The sequence below is a fragment of the Exiguobacterium sp. s143 genome, from assembly GCF_018618895.1.
Classification (GTDB): domain Bacteria; phylum Bacillota; class Bacilli; order Exiguobacteriales; family Exiguobacteriaceae; genus Exiguobacterium_A; species Exiguobacterium_A abrahamii.
The window spans coordinates 200852-215454 of record NZ_JACSMX010000001.1; the positions used below are offsets into that span (position 1 = coordinate 200852).

Genomic DNA, 14603 nt, shown 5'->3' on the forward strand with positions numbered 1-14603 from the left:
TTGATATGCTGAGACAGGATTAATTAAGAATGATTCTCAATGTCGAATCACGAATCAAAGGAGGTCTCACCATGAGACGGAAAACTTGGATGACAGCGTTGACGCTCCTCGTGTTGAGCAGTTTGATGCTTGCGGCTTGTTCTAGTCAAGCAGAGCAATCGAACGAAAAGACGCGGACGATTACGCACGAAGCAGGAAAAACGAAAGTACCGGAAAAGCCGAAGAAGGTCGTCGCGCTCGAATTCTCGTTCGTTGATGCGTTAGACGAACTAGGCATCACACCGGTCGGGATTGCACAAGAAAACAAGACGGATGTCTCTGGATTACTCGGAAAAGACATCGAGTTCACGGAAGTCGGTACACGCCAACAACCGAATCTTGAAGTGATCAGTTCCTTGCAACCGGACTTGATCATCGGCGACTTCAATCGTCATAAAGGAATTTACAAGCAATTGCAAGAAATCGCACCGACGATCATCTTGAAGAGTCGCAATGCGACGTATGAAGAGAACATCGATTCGTTCAAGACGATTGCGGAAGCGGTCGGCAAAACGAAACAGATGGACGATCGCCTTGCGCTTCATGAAGAGCGCTTGCAGGCAGCGAAGAAGAAGGTTGATCCAAAAGATGACCGGAAAGTCATGGTCGGTGTCTTCCGCGCCGATTCACTGACAGCACACGGTGAGACGTCGTTTGACGGTGAGCTGCTCGAGAAGATCGGTATCGAGAATGCCGTTACGAAAACAGCGGAACCGACTGTGACGATCACGTTAGAGCAGATGGTCAAGTGGGATCCGGACGTCATCTTCATGGCGGAAGCCGATCCGAAGTTACTGAAAGAATGGAAGGATAATCCGCTCTGGAATCAGATCACAGCGGTCAAAAACGGAGAAGTCTACGAAGTCAATCGTGACCTCTGGACACGTTACCGTGGTCTGGACGCTGCTGAACAAATCGTTGACGAAGCAATTCAATTGCTCAAACAGAAATAACGAACGACAAAAAGCCGGAGCAATCTGGCTTTTCGTCTTGATGAAAGGGGAAAGATCCGGTGCAGCGGAAACGTCTGATTTTCGTACTTATCTTACTCAGTTGCTTGGCCGTTTATAGTAGCTTGTTCTTTGGTATCACACAGATGAATCCAATCCACTTAGTGCAGGAGTGGATCAGTGGCACGACCTCTAAAGCGGGACTCGTCCTGACGAATCTGCGGTTGCCGCGTCTCTTACTCGGGTTGTTGCTCGGAGCGAATCTTGCCGTCGCTGGAGCGATCATGCAAGCCGTGACGCGTAATCCGCTCGCTTCACCACAAGTCTTTGGTGTCAACGCCGGTGCGTCGTTTCTTGTAGTCGTCAGTCTCCTTGTCTTTCCGTCACTCGGGACGGCGAACTTGCTTTACTTCGCCTTTGCCGGTGCCTTGCTCGGTGGCGTGCTCGTCTTTTCGTTCGCTTCGATTCGCGGGATGACGGCGTTAAAACTCGCCCTCGTCGGGATGGCGATTCATCTCTTGTTGACGTCGCTAACGAAAGGCTTGATTTTGTTCAACGACCGGATCACGAACGTCTTGTACTGGTTGTCCGGTTCGCTCAGTGACGCAAGCTGGCTCGAACTCCGGATCGTTCTCCCATGGTCGCTCGCAGGTTTGATTCTTGCGGCAAGTCTCGCGAAGTCGCTCGCCGTTTTCCAACTCGGGCAAGACGTCGCGGTCGGACTCGGACAAAAAGTGACGTGGATCCGTCTGCTTGCCGGCATCAGTGTCGTGTTACTCGCAGGGGTAACGGTTGCCGTTGCCGGAGCGATCGGCTTCATCGGTCTGATGGTGCCGCATATCACGCGTCGCCTTGTTGGTGAGGACTACCGGATCGTCTTACCCGTCTCTGCCGTCATCGGTGGTCTGTTGTTGACGTACGCCGATGTCCTGGCGCGCTTCATCGCCTATCCGTATGAATCACCAGTCGGCATCGTGACATCATTGCTCGGGGCACCTTTCTTCCTTATCTTGGCACGCCGCCAAATGAAAGGGGGATTACGATGAGAGAGAGGCGTCGGATTCTACTTGTCGCAGTAATCGTCCTTGTCACAAGCTTCTCCTTACTGTCGGTCGGTTCGATTCAGTTATCGTTAACGGAACTCTGGCAGTCGTTCTTTAGTGGAAAGGATGCCTTCATCGTCCAAAATTACCGGCTGCCGCGAACGGTCCTCGCCTTTTTAGCAGGAGCGAGTTTCGCTCTTGCTGGAGTCATCTTACAAAGCGTCATCCGTAATCCATTGATCTCACCGGACGTGATCGGAGTGACGAACGGAGCGTCTCTGTTCGCTGTTTTGACGATCGCCCTCGTGCCGGATGGTCCGCTCTTGTTGACACCGATCGCCGCCTTCATCGGAGCAGCACTTGTCATGCTGGCGTTGATGATGCTTGAACGGGGAGGAAACGTCTCCCGCAGTTCGTTTGCGTTACTTGGTATTGCCGTTAGTGCGATCTGTGCCTCGGGAACAGAATACCTGTTGATTAAATTTCCACTTCAGACGAACGATTCACTCGTCTGGCTTGCTGGAAGTCTGTTCGGGAAAGGGTGGCAGGAAGTGTTGATCTTAGCGCCTGTGCTCGTCGTGATCGGTGCGATCCTCTTCTATCGCCATCGTCAACTCGATGTCTTATCACTTAGTGAGGAAGTCAGCATCGGTCTCGGCTTACCGATTCAGCGAACGCGGCACGTCTTCTTGGCGCTCGCTGTCGTCCTAGCCGGTGTTGCCGTCGCAACGGTCGGTGCGATTGGCTTCATCGGTCTGATTGCCCCACATATGGCACGTCGTCTCGTCGGACATAAACATCTCGCCGTCTTACCGATGGCGCTGTTACTCGGCGGTGGGTTACTCGTCGTCGCTGATGCGCTCGGTCGTGGAATTCATCCGCCGCTTGAAGTACCAGCTGGATTGATCACAGCAATCATCGGTGTACCGTACTTCCTGTATCTCTTACGAAGAGAGCGGGCGGCTTGAACGGATGAAAGTGAACAAAACAATCCCCCTCATTTCGTAATCGGAATGAGGGGGATTGTTTTATAGAAGTTTTTGTTTAATTCATCATGAGGCATGTTTTTCACTTTATGCTGAGCGTACTTCCGAACCTAGATTCAAGAAGATCTCTTCCAAGGACGCTTCCTCGACTTCGAGTCGATACACGTTAACCTGTTGCGAGACGAGGTAGCTATTGATCGTAGCAATATCGTGTTCACTTTGGACGATGAACGTCGAGTGAGTAGAGGAGACGTTGACGTCTTTCGCAAGTGTCGACAACTTGGTCTGCAGATGTTGTTGTGTATCATTGTCGAGCAACGCATGTTTTACGTGAACGGTGATGTTCTTCTCATGTTGTTCCCGTAACTCCTCCATCGTGCCTTGCGTCTGAATCGTTCCGTCCTGCATGATCGCAATCTCCGTACACAGTTTTTCGACCTCGTCCAAGTTATGGGACGTTAAGAAAATCGTCGTTCCGTCTGCTGCGATCTTGCGAATCAAAGTATGAATCCCGAGAATCGAGTTGGCATCCACGCCAGACGTCGGTTCATCTAAAAATAGCATTTCTGGTCGATTAATCAGAGCTTGGGCGATCCCGAGCTTTTTTTTCATCCCGAACGAGTAGTTCTTCGTTTTCACATCGATTGCGTCTTCGAGTTGGACATCACGGAGGAGTTGCTTTAACTCGTCCGTTGTCGTCTTCAGACCGAGGACTTTGCTGAAATACTTCAAGTGATCGAGCGCCGTGAAGTTTTCGTAAAAGGTCGAGTAATCCGGCAGGACGCCGATTCGAGTTCGGACGTCCTTCAAGGAATCGTTCGGTGCTCCGAGTAACTCGAACGTTCCGGATGTCGGGCGGACAAGACCCGTGATCATGTTGATGAATGTTGATTTACCGGCGCCATTTTGACCAAGGAAGCCGAAGATGGCCCCTTGTTTGATTTCGAGATTCAACTGGTTGACGACGGTCTTATTGCCGTACTGTTTCGTTAGATTGGTTGCGCGAAGGGCTAGCATCATAAATCTCTCCTTTTAAAGATCATCAAGCTCGCGATGACGAAGACGGCGATATGGATCAAGACAAGATACGTGTATGCAGTGTTTTCTTGCGTGTAGTAATAATAGGGCGTCAAGTAAGACAACGTATCAACGATGACATTCTTCGAAATAAGACTCCACATCCCAATGACCGGAAGCGCGATCGAGATGAAGATACCGACGAACATCGTCATTGCAGAGCTGTTGACGACTGTCGAAAGAAACAGCGACAGACCGATGAAGTAAGAGACGAAGATGATGCTTTGGATCAAATCGACGATCGGGAACGATTTTGAAAACGGAACGATCAACAAGAGGGCAACTGTCAGACAGAGGACCCAGAACGAGACGTTGCCTAAAAACTTTCCGAAAATGATGTTCTCACGAGATGTTTTCGTCGCAAGAAAACGAATCGTCTTCGATTCGATCTCTTTGTTGACGCTACTATGAGAAATACTCGTCACGAATAAAGGAGATGCTAAGAACAGAAGCAGCATCAAACCGATGATATAGGCGTTGTCACCTAGACCGAGATCACTAAGTTGTCCTTTGAACTGGCTGACAAGCTTAGCGGAACCAATCGTCACACCGAACAAGACGACGATGATCAGGATGGCTCGAATACTTTGGAAAAGCGATTTAAATTCTCGAAGTGTAATCGCGAACATATCGACACACCTTTCTGTTTGAGTTTAGTATTGCCGTGCTATCTTTTTATTCTTCGTGACGTTAGTGATACCGGCGATCAAATAAGCGATTGAACCAAAGACACCGGCGAGTAATGTGAAGATCCCACCGAGAATTGCAGTAATGATCAACATCTTTCCTGCTGAACCGTTTTTGCGAATCCGGACGATCGAGACGATTCCGCCTATCGTACATAAGAGAGAGACGGCACCAAGGTACAAGAAGAATTGTTGGAAGGATGTGAGGATTTGGGTAGACGTGACATCCGTAATGTTCTCATCTTGGATGAATTGATCGACCAACTCCTTCATGCCAGCGTGATCCGCAATCGATCCAGACAATAGAAACCCACCTAAACATAATGATCCAAACAAGACGATACCGATGACAGCAAATATGTATTCCGTTGTTCTTTTCAAGTAAAACACCCCTTTTCCTTATTTTTCCGATTTGACATTCCTAAACTACCATGACTCGAATCACTATGACAAGCGAAATAATGAATATATTTTAATTATTTATTGGTTAAATGTTTAATTAATATCAAAAATACTTTAACTTTATTTAATTGGATGCTATTATGGTGACATGGGAGGGAAATGGAAAATGAAAAAAGATGATGTTCCAGATTGGGTTTTATCTCTAGAATTGGAAGAGGTGGAATTCGTTAAAAAATTCATTGTAAGCTCGGGTTCTTTGAAAGAACTGGCGAAACATTATGATGTCTCCTATCCCACAGTCCGGATTCGCGTCGATCGGATCATTCAGAAAATCGAAGTGAATGAGAAAATTGAGAATGAACCGTTCATCGCATACATTAAACAAATGGCCATCGAAGACCGGGTCACGATTGAAGATGCCAAAAAAATAATCGAAAAATATCGACTTGAGAGGGGTAACAACCAATGAACTTTTTCATTTCTGCTCTAATTATCAGTATCTGTTTAGGAATACAATATTTTTTATCGAGTCGTCATAATCCGTATCTCGGTATCATCATGCCAATCGTTTTAGTGATTTTCCTGACATGGCGTTACTTTGATGGTAGATACAATAGTTTTTTAGCCTATGTATTGATTTTAGGGGTCGGTATGATTTCACTGTGGGAACAATGGTCGCGTGGTCGAAAGAAGCTTAAAGAGAATCAAGAAAAAGAATTAGAACGGATGCGCGTGCACGATACGTTGTGAGTTACAACCATACATATCTTTTTTAGTAAAAAATGAGAGTAGCCTCGGTTTCGATGATGAAACAGAGGCTACTCTCATTTACGTGTTAAGGACTATATTCATATTCCGTTCATTTTAATCGAGTTCAATCTTCACTGTCGTATCCTTTGGAAAAGCCTCATCTGATGCATAAAGAACAAATACCTTTTGATCGTCAGGAACTTGATAGACTAAGTCGACAAGTGACTTATATGGAGCGAAGTACTGATAGCCGTTCTTAAATGCTTTTTCATTATGATTGACATAATCGACGGTAGAATATTCTTTACCGTCTAGCGAGGTCAGCGTAAATGTTCCTGGTCTGTAAGTTGAATATGCACCTTTACTTTGTATATCCGAGTTGTACATAAAGACAGGAATTGTGACATACCGATAACCAAGCTTTTCCTTTAAATTCAGTTCTTTTGGTGTTGGAACGAGTGATTTAGCATAAAATAGCTCATATTTTGCTTTCGGATCACCCGGATAGGTTTGAATAACTCCTTTCTCCATTAGTTTTTTAATTGCCGCCTCTTGATCACCTGTTTTCTTGTCATCAGATGATTTCGTTTCTGAAGCCAAATCCTTTAATTTATGTCCGCTCGTCTGTTGTTGAGGAGCACTCTGTGTTGTAGTCGTCGAGGATTCCGTTGAGGCGAACAAGAACAGGCTGGCCACTCCGATACACAAGGAAGCGGCGATGGATCCGAGTGCCCATTTGAAACGCCGTTCTGTTGCTTGCGTATTTTCGACGATACTACCGAGTGCGGCATTTGGTGTAATCCGGACGGCACGCTCGGCAGGAAGTAAGGCGCCTAACACGCCGGTGATCACAGGAATCAAGAGCATGATGCTGAGGAAACCAAGCTCTTGGACCGGAAATTGTCCGTAAACGAAGCCAATCATTCCAAGTGCTGTCAAAAGACCAATCACACCAGCGCAGAGCCCTGTCATCATGCCTTCACTTAGTACGAGTAAACGAACTTGACCGTCTTGCCAGCCTGTTGCTTTAAGGACGGCGAGCTGACTTTTCCGTTCATTGACGTTTTGCCACATTATTTCGGTCGTCGTCAGGATGGCAATCAGTAAAGCGACACCCATCGCGACGTAGTGCATCGTCCCGACTTCGAGTGCGACATATTCGCCGAGCCACGTTGCATACAAAACACCTTTCAGTCGGAACGTGATAAACAAGAAGAATATGAACAAACTCGTCGGTAAGGCAATCGCGACGACGGAGAGTAATGTCCGTTGCCAGTGGGTGACGAGCTGGTTGATGCTCATCCCAAGCACGCTACGCGCGCGGACGAAACGGCGACCTTTTGAGACTTCACCGAAACGCATGCTTTCGTACGGTTTGATCCGACGGATGAGCGTCATCGGCACGAGGGTTCCACCCCAGTAAATAAGTAAACCAGCAAGACCAATCAATAAAATTCGACCGATTGCAATCGGGTTGTCCGTCGTGACCCAGAACGAACCGAGAATCGTCCAGGCAATCAAGACGACGAGTGTCCCGAGCAGCGTGGCTTCGAGGAACAGTAGTTTTGACAGCTGGCGCGGACGCCAACCGAGTGATAGTAAAATCGCGAATTCTTTCTTTCGTGCATACAGCAAAATGATGTTCGAGCTGAAGACATAGACGAGCGCGACAGCGATGACACTTGCGATGATGCCACTCATCCCGACTTTTGCTTCCTGGAAGATCGCAATCGACGAGCCGAGTTTTATCCACGGTTGTTGGACCCAGCCGAGTGCTGATTCGTCTTTTAGACCCGGTAAATAGGTCAAGGCAAGCTGCGGTGACGAGCCGAGGGTCACGTCCGTGATTAAACCCGTCTTCTGTTCGATTTCTGTCGCTACCTGTTGGAGCTTCTTCTCGCTAGTGGCATTCATCGTCTCGACACCTTTAACGTTGACGCGGATGGCTGAGATTGCTTTGGCACCACGAATTTTGAACGCAGCATCGAGCGTCGTCAGCATCGACGGTGGTTTCGTCAGGAAATCATATGGATCATTCGTCGGTTTAACGTCTCGAACCGGATTGACCGGACGTTCATTCTTATCCATCACCCACTGGGCTTTTGACGGGAAATACGTCTCCATCGGCAGTTCCGTTAGCGGATCTTTCGAGATGTTCAATTTCTTCGGATCGAAGACCCCGATATAGTTCAAGTTGACTTTGGGCCAATCCACGCTATCTTTTCCGAACATCCGCGCTTCCCGGTACATGCTGCGTTTAGCGAGTAAGGAATCTTGCTCGACTTGTTTCGGTTGGACTTGGTAGGTGAACGGCCAACGTGATGCGTACGGACTTTTGATTGAGCGGTAGTCGATCGGAGACGGTTTTAAGGCAATCCACGTAAAGGAATTACTGTTCGTCTCTTCAGCGGTCGGTAACGTATGTTTCAAAATATCATTGACGAGCTTTTTCTGGACATCTTGTGTCGTGATCGTATAACGTTTCGCACCACTTGTCGGTAAGGAGTCTAAGTATTTTTTTCCGCCTTTTTGTTCGACCTGTTGTACCAGATCGTTAATGGATGTTTCTTTCGACGGCAGCTCCACTTTTTCGTACGTGTAGATGCGTGACGCGTCCACGTATTCACGATTGTTCAACAGGATCGGAATTTGGACACCGTCTTCACCAAACGAGGTGACCTGATCATCTTTTGAAAAATAGTTACTATAGGTTCCTTTGGTCGTCGCTTTATCTAAGCCGACGAGTGCAGCTTCCGCCTCAGGGTCAACCCCTGCAATCATGACTTGACTCCCATACTCAAAAAGAGGCTGCTTTCCAAGTGGAAGGGGGGACACGCCTGATTTTACTGCATTTTCTGTAGGTTCCCATCCCGCAGCTAAGAAGGTGACCCCACTCGAGGATTCTTTCTGTAACCCGGTATCTTGCGTGTCTTTGATCGTCAGTTTATAAATCCCTTCTTGATCGATCGTATGCGTACCGATACTCGAAAGTGTTTGGTTATACCCAATCATCGCGATGGGGGCAGCAACCTCGACGTCAGCAATCTGCTTGATCGTGTCGTACTGCTTGCGAGTGATCCCACCATCGAGACCACTCATATAGTTTGGCTCGAGTAACTTCAAGTCTTCCGTCACACTGCGGCTGCCTTCTGGTCGAACGACGATGTCGTAAGAGGAGCCCCAGCGCTTTTGCAGTTCATCGACGACGGTTCCGTTATTGGCTTGCGTCGTTCCGATCAAATAGCTCAGTCCAGTACTGACGATCAGAACGCCGACAAGTAGCAGGATGAATCGCTCTTTATTACGCCACCAGGAATTCCAGATGAACTTAAGCATCGGCAAACCCCTCCTGGAGTAAGATGTACTGTCTTGTGATGGACCTTGCATCGACCGTCGACTGAAGTGACGTATAGCTATGGATGTGTACCGATTCAGTCATGTGCGAACCCTCCTTTAAATGAGTGTTTTTATTCCATATGTAAGTAAAAAAACCAATCATTACCTAATTATAATAGAAGGTTTAGAAATCGGGCTATAAAAACAGAAAAATCAGAAAAATGAGTCAATGATTCAACTTAAGAATGACATTGAAGGGGACAAACATATTATCATGTGCTCATGATAGGAAAAAATCTACATAATACGATTTATGTGATTAATTCAAAAAGGTTATGAAACCTGAAGGAGTATAAAAGCGTTAATGAATTTACATGTGTCTTACATTAAAACGAGAGAAAGGAGCGGATGGTCATGAGCGAATCCATTGTTTATTTTGTAATCCTTGTTCCTCTGCTGGTGTTTGCTATCGTTCTATCGAGAGGAAAAGGTGCATCACTGCTTGCAGGATATAATACGTTGTCTGAAAGTAAGAAAGAACACTACGACGAAGTCGCCCTATGTCAATTCATGGGTAAGATCATGTACGGCGTTTGTTTTAGCATCCTGTTGTTCGCGGGGAGTGAGCTGTTTGGATATTACTCTTTGTTTACTTTGGGCGTCATGCTACTATTCTTTCTTATTGTATTCGCAGTCGTCTATTCGAACACGAGTGACCGATTCAAGAAAAAGAGATAATTTTGTTCACGTCAGCAAGACCTCCATCATTTAAACCATAATGAGAAATCCTTTAAGACAATTAACATCGAAATGACTTTCGTCGTTCATATGAAGATATCAAACCTCATCAATCGTGTATGAAAAAATGTGTATGGGTAACTCCGTCGTCTCGATCGTTTCGACCAATGTCCATCCTAATTTTTTATAATATGCTGAAGCGTTTTCTGTTTTTAAATAGATTGTTGTGATCTGTCGTGATTTGGCGTAGATGATTAATTGATTGATGAGTTGCTGCGCGATCCCTTGATTCCGATAGACTTTTTCAACGAATAAAGAAGCGAGCCAAGGCGTATAGGCTGGTCGTTCATTCAAGTCATTTTCAAAGAGGGAGACGGTTCCGATACACGTGACATCATCTAAGGCAACGAACGTCACAGGGTAAGGTTCACTTGGTTTTTTGTCTAAAAATGCTTTTACTTTTTCATAAGGTGCCGTCCCTTTTTTCTTTTGAACGAATTCGGTATGAATCATTGTGGAAACCACTTCTAATTGTTCAGGATGATTCGATAATGTATCAATGATCATCTTCTTATCCTCCTTTCTACACTTATTGTATCGATCATTAAATCGATTCGTCCTGCAACATACGATTGTAGTTATTTAAAACAGTACATCTGTCCTCATCAGAATAAAGGAGCTTTGGAATGAACTTAGAACAATACTTACAACAACATTTTGGGAATGTGAACTTATTTGATCGTTCCTTCGTCAAGAAGGATTTAGTAATTCACGTAGACTTAGTGAAAAATCTTTATCAGTTAAAGAAAAATTCAGATGAAATCAATGAGGAATACTTCAAACAGGCATACGAAAAATCGAACGAACTGTTTAAGGATCTATTCCGAGAAGAGGACCCCCTTTTTTTCGTCGTGCATGTGAGAAGTGAGCGCGGTAAGTATCAAAAGTCAGCGACGAAAGTGTTTCGTCATTTAAGACGTAGAGAAGATCAATACAACATAAAGTTCGTAGAGAGAGTGATTGATGAAGAAGAGCAGGTATCCGAATATGCCGTGTTATTACCGAACAAAACCGCGTTAGATTATAAGCGTGTAATCAAAGCAATCTGCAATCAGGATTTCCCGCCGCTACAACTAAGATTTCGTCAAACGTATACATACTATCCGGAAGTCTTTTTCGTGAACGTAGATCGAAATATCGTTTTGAATATCTATGATGATCGCGGTTGTTTCCTTTTGTTCGGTGATTCAGCAACGTATGATATGTTCAAGAAGAAATATCGTAATGATATCAGCTAATCGATTTTAATCGCTTTTAGAAATACTCAAGCTAGTGCTAAGAAGCCGATCACTGAAAAAATAAAAAGAACTAATAGAGAAGTGAGCAATGTTAACGCGAGGATTTTCCCCGTATTTCTTAGACTTATGATGGCGCACACTAGCGCAAGCAATAGTCCAACTAACATATAGTTCGTACCCCAAAAACCATTGAACGGTAAGAGCTTAACAGTAAGGAAAGTGAAAACCACGATGCCGATTGAGATCCATCCTAGATGCTTTCGCATAAACTACCTCCTCGAAAATGAATACGCATAGTCATAATTTGGTTCTTTTTTAGCATAACATTACAAATGTTTACAGTGAAAGAGTTTTGTAATCGTCGCCTAAAGATAGTCTGAATGAAATGCGTGTCATACACCTACTCGTCACGAGATATACCAACAAGCAGCAAACGATGGAACAGCTATCAATCGACAAACAATCCCTCACTCTAATCAGAATGAGGGATTGTTTCGTTTCAACATTAGACCGTCAACTCGATCACATTACCTTCCGGGTCCGTGATTGTACTTTCATAATACCCGTCACCCGTCGTCCGGGGACCGTCAAGGTGTTGTACACCTGCGTCCTGTAACCGAGCCGTCCAGTCGTCGACCGCTTGTTTGCTGCCGAGCGAAAAGGCGAAGTGGGCATACCCGAGCGCATTCATCGTCCGTTCCGTGATATCCGTCCGTTGCATCAACTCAAGACGCGCACCACTCGAGAATGTCAGGAAATACGATGTGAACCCTTTCGTCGGATTATGATACCGATCGCCTGCCGTAGCATCAAAATGTGTTTCGTAGAATTGACGCATCCCGTCAAGGTCTGCCACCCAGAGGGCGATATGTTCAATCTTCATCTCCATTCCTCCTTTTTTCAAGACGCTTTTGCCAATCGCTGTCTGAACAACATCCGGTTCAACCCTTCCGTAGCGACCAGCATCAAGAAGATGAGACTGATCGTAAACCAATGGAACAACGATAAGGAATAGGACGTCGCCAGCCAGCCGAACAATGGCGGCATGAAGGTACTACCGGTATAGGCGAATGCCATTTGTACCCCCATCAGCCGTTGCGCCGCAGCCTCCCCGAAGCGAACCGGCGTCTCATGGAGCATTGCCGGATAAATCGGTGCGAGACCAAGCCCGACAAGTACGAAACCAAGCGGCATCCAGGCAGCGGGTGCGAGGATGAAACAGGTAGCTCCGACGAATGCCGTCCATTGACCGACACGAATCAAACGACGATTCGACCAGCGCAGCGACAGAAAACCACTTATGAAACGCCCCGCGGTGATGCTTCCGTAGTAGACGGAAATCCACGTCGCTGCTGACGTCACGGAAAAGGAACGGACTTGGACAAGATAACTACTGCCCCACAGCCCGACGACCGCCTCGGCTCCACAATAAAAACAGAACGCTGCGAGTGCGGCAATCAATCCGCGTGGTTTTCCGGACGACGTATTTACGGTCTGAACCTGTTCAGACACGTGTTTCGGAGCCCGTTTCCAGAGCGGTAAGCTGACGATCAAGATGATCATCAAAACGAGTTGCAATGCACCGACGACGAGGTAACCAAAACGCCAGCCGGAATCGAGCAATACGCCAGCCATGATGAGCGGACCAGCCGTCGCACCGATGCCCCAGAAGCAATGGAGCCAGTTCATGTGATGCGCTTGATAATGGGTGGCAACGAAGTGGTTTAATGCCGCGTCAACGACTCCAGCACCCAGTCCGAGCGGGATCGCAAGAACGAAGAGCCAAATCAAGGACGGAGCAACGTAAAAACCAATCAACGCCAGTGCCGTCAAACCGGCAGAAACTGCCGTGATTGGACCCGTTGAATAACGTTCGATCAGACGACCGCTAAACAGACTCGAGACGATCGTTCCGGCAGCAATCGTCATGAAGAGCCATCCCGCCATGTCGAGCGGTGCGTCGAGATCGAGCCGCATCACGGGCCACGCTGTACCGAGTAACGCGTCCGGAAGACCAAGACTGATGAAAGCCAAATAAATCAAAGGTAATAGTAGACGGGTCATCGGGTGAGTCCTCCTAACGGAATTTGTTCAATGAATGATTGTATGCTCAGTTGCATCAAACCATCCAAATAATCGTTTTCCCAGTCGCCTTGCCGCAACCGAGGTAATTTGTCGAGCGGAAAGCGCTTGGCGCATCGATCCGTCAAACGTGCTAATCCGTCATCCGAGACATCTGACGCTGTAAACAAGATGACATCTGGGTTCAAGGTGACGCTAAACGAGAGGATGATCCGGCTCAACGCCTCATACCAGTCGTCAGAGTGAGGCGAGCTTGTCGCAAGAACTTGACCGACATTTCGTTTCTCGTCAAACGGAATGAACGAGATCTCTCCAGCAAAGTGATGCGCTCCTCGGACGACACGACCTGAAACGGCGACACCGGCACCCGGTCCGTTCGTGCCAAGATAAATGTAGACGGTCGCCTTGTTATCAGGAGCTTGCGCCCGAACCGCCGCATTCATGTCATTTTCGACGATGACTGGTCGCCCGAACCGCTCAGTCAGTTCTTGTTGCAAGGGGCGACCGTCAAGCGTCGGATAATCTGGGGCGAATAGGATCGTGCCGGTTGTATCAACGGCACCAGCGACACCAATCGCAAGCGTTTGAATATATGGATGATCGTCAAGTAATGTTGTCAGCGTTTTCAATAAAACAGATACATGATCCGACGAATCGAACGTCAACCGATCCGTTGCGATCAGATGTCCACCGACGTCGTGGATGCGATACTGCAGATACGTGCGTTCGAGATATAGAGCGAGTCCGTGGAAGCGATCCGCGCGATAGCGATACCGTTTTGCCGGACGCCCTCCGCGAACCAATTCAAGTGGTGTCTCTTCAATTTCAAGAGCAGCGATCATCTGATCGATCTGTTTGCTCGCAGTCGGAAAACTGACATCCAAGACTTGACGAATCGCAGGGATCGTATCCAGATGGTCGACTAAAAAAGCGTGACGTGTAAGTGAAATGAGTTCAGTCAAACAAAGACCTCCAATCTACATCACTTATTAAAAAAGTTTAATAAGTTTTGATTTGAGTATAGCAGGTCGGAAGAAAAAGACAAGTTTAAAAAAGAGGTGTAGGATAAGAATATTTAGAGAAATAACGTTTCATCCTATCGTTGTCTGGATATATAAAAAGAAGATAAAAAATTTTAGTCATATATCTTTAATTCATACTATTCCGATTTGTAATATCTTGGATAGCCTGTAACAGGAGGTAGATGGCGAGAGGA

Annotated in this window: 15 protein-coding genes; 7 read left to right on the forward strand and 8 right to left on the reverse strand. The window is 46.6% G+C overall.

The window, feature by feature from the left end:
- The first annotated feature begins 125 nt into the window (after nt 1–125).
- The 3 genes from KNQ03_RS01165 to KNQ03_RS01175 are packed head-to-tail and all read left to right on the forward strand — an operon-like array spanning nt 126 to nt 3000.
- A complete protein-coding gene (locus tag KNQ03_RS01165; protein WP_371743245.1) occupies nt 126–992 on the forward strand; it encodes an ABC transporter substrate-binding protein in 867 nt (288 codons plus the stop codon).
- A gap of 59 nt (nt 993–1051) precedes the next feature.
- On the forward strand, nt 1052–2035 hold the full coding sequence (locus KNQ03_RS01170) for a FecCD family ABC transporter permease (RefSeq protein WP_371743230.1): 984 nt from the start codon (nt 1052–1054) through the stop codon (nt 2033–2035).
- Nucleotides 2032–3000, forward strand: coding sequence for a FecCD family ABC transporter permease (locus tag KNQ03_RS01175; protein WP_214723118.1), 969 nt, complete (start codon nt 2032–2034; stop codon nt 2998–3000). The genes KNQ03_RS01170 and KNQ03_RS01175 overlap by 4 nt, the downstream gene beginning before the upstream one ends.
- A 105-nt stretch (nt 3001–3105) precedes the next feature.
- Here KNQ03_RS01175 and KNQ03_RS01180 read toward each other — a convergent pair whose 3' ends face one another.
- From KNQ03_RS01180 to KNQ03_RS01190, 3 genes are read right to left on the reverse strand one after another with little or no spacing between them, the layout of a single operon-like run.
- Nucleotides 3106–4035: an ABC transporter ATP-binding protein gene (locus tag KNQ03_RS01180; protein ID WP_214723120.1), complete on the reverse strand. Its 930-nt coding sequence runs from the start codon at nt 4033–4035 to the stop codon at nt 3106–3108.
- On the reverse strand, nt 4035–4724 hold the full coding sequence (locus tag KNQ03_RS01185; RefSeq protein WP_149427320.1) for an ABC transporter permease: 690 nt from the start codon (nt 4722–4724) through the stop codon (nt 4035–4037). The genes KNQ03_RS01180 and KNQ03_RS01185 overlap by 1 nt, the downstream gene beginning before the upstream one ends.
- Nucleotides 4725–4748: 24 nt before the next feature.
- Nucleotides 4749–5162: a DUF4064 domain-containing protein gene (locus KNQ03_RS01190; protein ID WP_058265893.1), complete on the reverse strand. Its 414-nt coding sequence runs from the start codon at nt 5160–5162 to the stop codon at nt 4749–4751.
- 187 nt (nt 5163–5349) lie between these two features.
- Here KNQ03_RS01190 and KNQ03_RS01195 point away from each other — a divergent pair, with 187 nt between their 5' ends.
- The gene (locus KNQ03_RS01195) at nt 5350–5652 is read left to right on the forward strand and encodes a DUF2089 family protein (protein ID WP_214723122.1); all 303 of its coding nucleotides are present in this window, start codon (nt 5350–5352) and stop codon (nt 5650–5652) included.
- Nucleotides 5649–5933, forward strand: coding sequence for a hypothetical protein (locus KNQ03_RS01200; RefSeq protein ID WP_050677872.1), 285 nt, complete (start codon nt 5649–5651; stop codon nt 5931–5933). Before KNQ03_RS01195 ends, KNQ03_RS01200 begins: the two co-directional genes overlap by 4 nt.
- A gap of 114 nt (nt 5934–6047) precedes the next feature.
- Here KNQ03_RS01200 and KNQ03_RS01205 read toward each other — a convergent pair whose 3' ends face one another.
- Nucleotides 6048–9269: an ABC transporter permease gene (locus KNQ03_RS01205; protein WP_214723124.1), complete on the reverse strand. Its 3222-nt coding sequence runs from the start codon at nt 9267–9269 to the stop codon at nt 6048–6050.
- Nucleotides 9270–9683: 414 nt separating this feature from the next.
- Here KNQ03_RS01205 and KNQ03_RS01210 point away from each other — a divergent pair, with 414 nt between their 5' ends.
- Nucleotides 9684–10007: a DUF3784 domain-containing protein gene (locus KNQ03_RS01210; protein ID WP_214723126.1), complete on the forward strand. Its 324-nt coding sequence runs from the start codon at nt 9684–9686 to the stop codon at nt 10005–10007.
- A gap of 99 nt (nt 10008–10106) precedes the next feature.
- Here KNQ03_RS01210 and KNQ03_RS01215 read toward each other — a convergent pair whose 3' ends face one another.
- On the reverse strand, nt 10107–10574 hold the full coding sequence (locus tag KNQ03_RS01215; RefSeq protein ID WP_149427324.1) for a GNAT family N-acetyltransferase: 468 nt from the start codon (nt 10572–10574) through the stop codon (nt 10107–10109).
- A gap of 119 nt (nt 10575–10693) precedes the next feature.
- Here KNQ03_RS01215 and KNQ03_RS01220 point away from each other — a divergent pair, with 119 nt between their 5' ends.
- Entirely contained in the window at nt 10694–11305 is a 612-nt protein-coding gene (locus tag KNQ03_RS01220) for a DUF3885 domain-containing protein (RefSeq protein ID WP_214723128.1), read from the forward strand.
- A 505-nt stretch (nt 11306–11810) separates the two neighbouring features.
- Here KNQ03_RS01220 and KNQ03_RS01225 read toward each other — a convergent pair.
- From KNQ03_RS01225 to KNQ03_RS01235, 3 genes are read right to left on the reverse strand one after another with little or no spacing between them, the layout of a single operon-like run.
- On the reverse strand, nt 11811–12188 hold the full coding sequence (locus KNQ03_RS01225; RefSeq protein WP_214723130.1) for a VOC family protein: 378 nt from the start codon (nt 12186–12188) through the stop codon (nt 11811–11813).
- Nucleotides 12189–12205: 17 nt separating this feature from the next.
- Nucleotides 12206–13369, reverse strand: a complete 1164-nt coding sequence (locus KNQ03_RS01230; protein WP_064300940.1) for an MFS transporter — start codon at nt 13367–13369, stop codon at nt 12206–12208.
- Complete coding sequence (locus KNQ03_RS01235) at nt 13366–14349, reverse strand: ROK family protein (protein WP_214723132.1); 984 nt, start codon at nt 14347–14349, stop codon at nt 13366–13368. The genes KNQ03_RS01230 and KNQ03_RS01235 overlap by 4 nt, the downstream gene beginning before the upstream one ends.
- Nucleotides 14350–14603 lie beyond the last annotated feature (254 nt).

Bases quoted from the DNA above. Each gene is read 5' to 3' on its own strand.
- KNQ03_RS01210 (WP_214723126.1), top strand. From the start codon at position 9,684: ATGAGCGAATCCATTGTTTATTTTGTAATCCTTGTTCCTCTGCTGGTG.
- KNQ03_RS01230 (WP_064300940.1), bottom strand. From the start codon at position 13,369: ATGACCCGTCTACTATTACCTTTGATTTATTTGGCTTTCATCAGTCTT.
- KNQ03_RS01185 (WP_149427320.1), bottom strand. From the start codon at position 4,724: ATGTTCGCGATTACACTTCGAGAATTTAAATCGCTTTTCCAAAGTATT.
- KNQ03_RS01225 (WP_214723130.1), bottom strand. From the start codon at position 12,188: ATGAAGATTGAACATATCGCCCTCTGGGTGGCAGACCTTGACGGGATG.
- KNQ03_RS01195 (WP_214723122.1), top strand. From the start codon at position 5,350: ATGAAAAAAGATGATGTTCCAGATTGGGTTTTATCTCTAGAATTGGAA.
- KNQ03_RS01180 (WP_214723120.1), bottom strand. From the start codon at position 4,035: ATGCTAGCCCTTCGCGCAACCAATCTAACGAAACAGTACGGCAATAAG.
- KNQ03_RS01220 (WP_214723128.1), top strand. From the start codon at position 10,694: ATGAACTTAGAACAATACTTACAACAACATTTTGGGAATGTGAACTTA.
- KNQ03_RS01215 (WP_149427324.1), bottom strand. From the start codon at position 10,574: ATGATCATTGATACATTATCGAATCATCCTGAACAATTAGAAGTGGTT.
- KNQ03_RS01165 (WP_371743245.1), top strand. From the start codon at position 126: ATGCTTGCGGCTTGTTCTAGTCAAGCAGAGCAATCGAACGAAAAGACG.
- KNQ03_RS01205 (WP_214723124.1), bottom strand. From the start codon at position 9,269: ATGCTTAAGTTCATCTGGAATTCCTGGTGGCGTAATAAAGAGCGATTC.
- KNQ03_RS01175 (WP_214723118.1), top strand. From the start codon at position 2,032: ATGAGAGAGAGGCGTCGGATTCTACTTGTCGCAGTAATCGTCCTTGTC.
- KNQ03_RS01200 (WP_050677872.1), top strand. From the start codon at position 5,649: ATGAACTTTTTCATTTCTGCTCTAATTATCAGTATCTGTTTAGGAATA.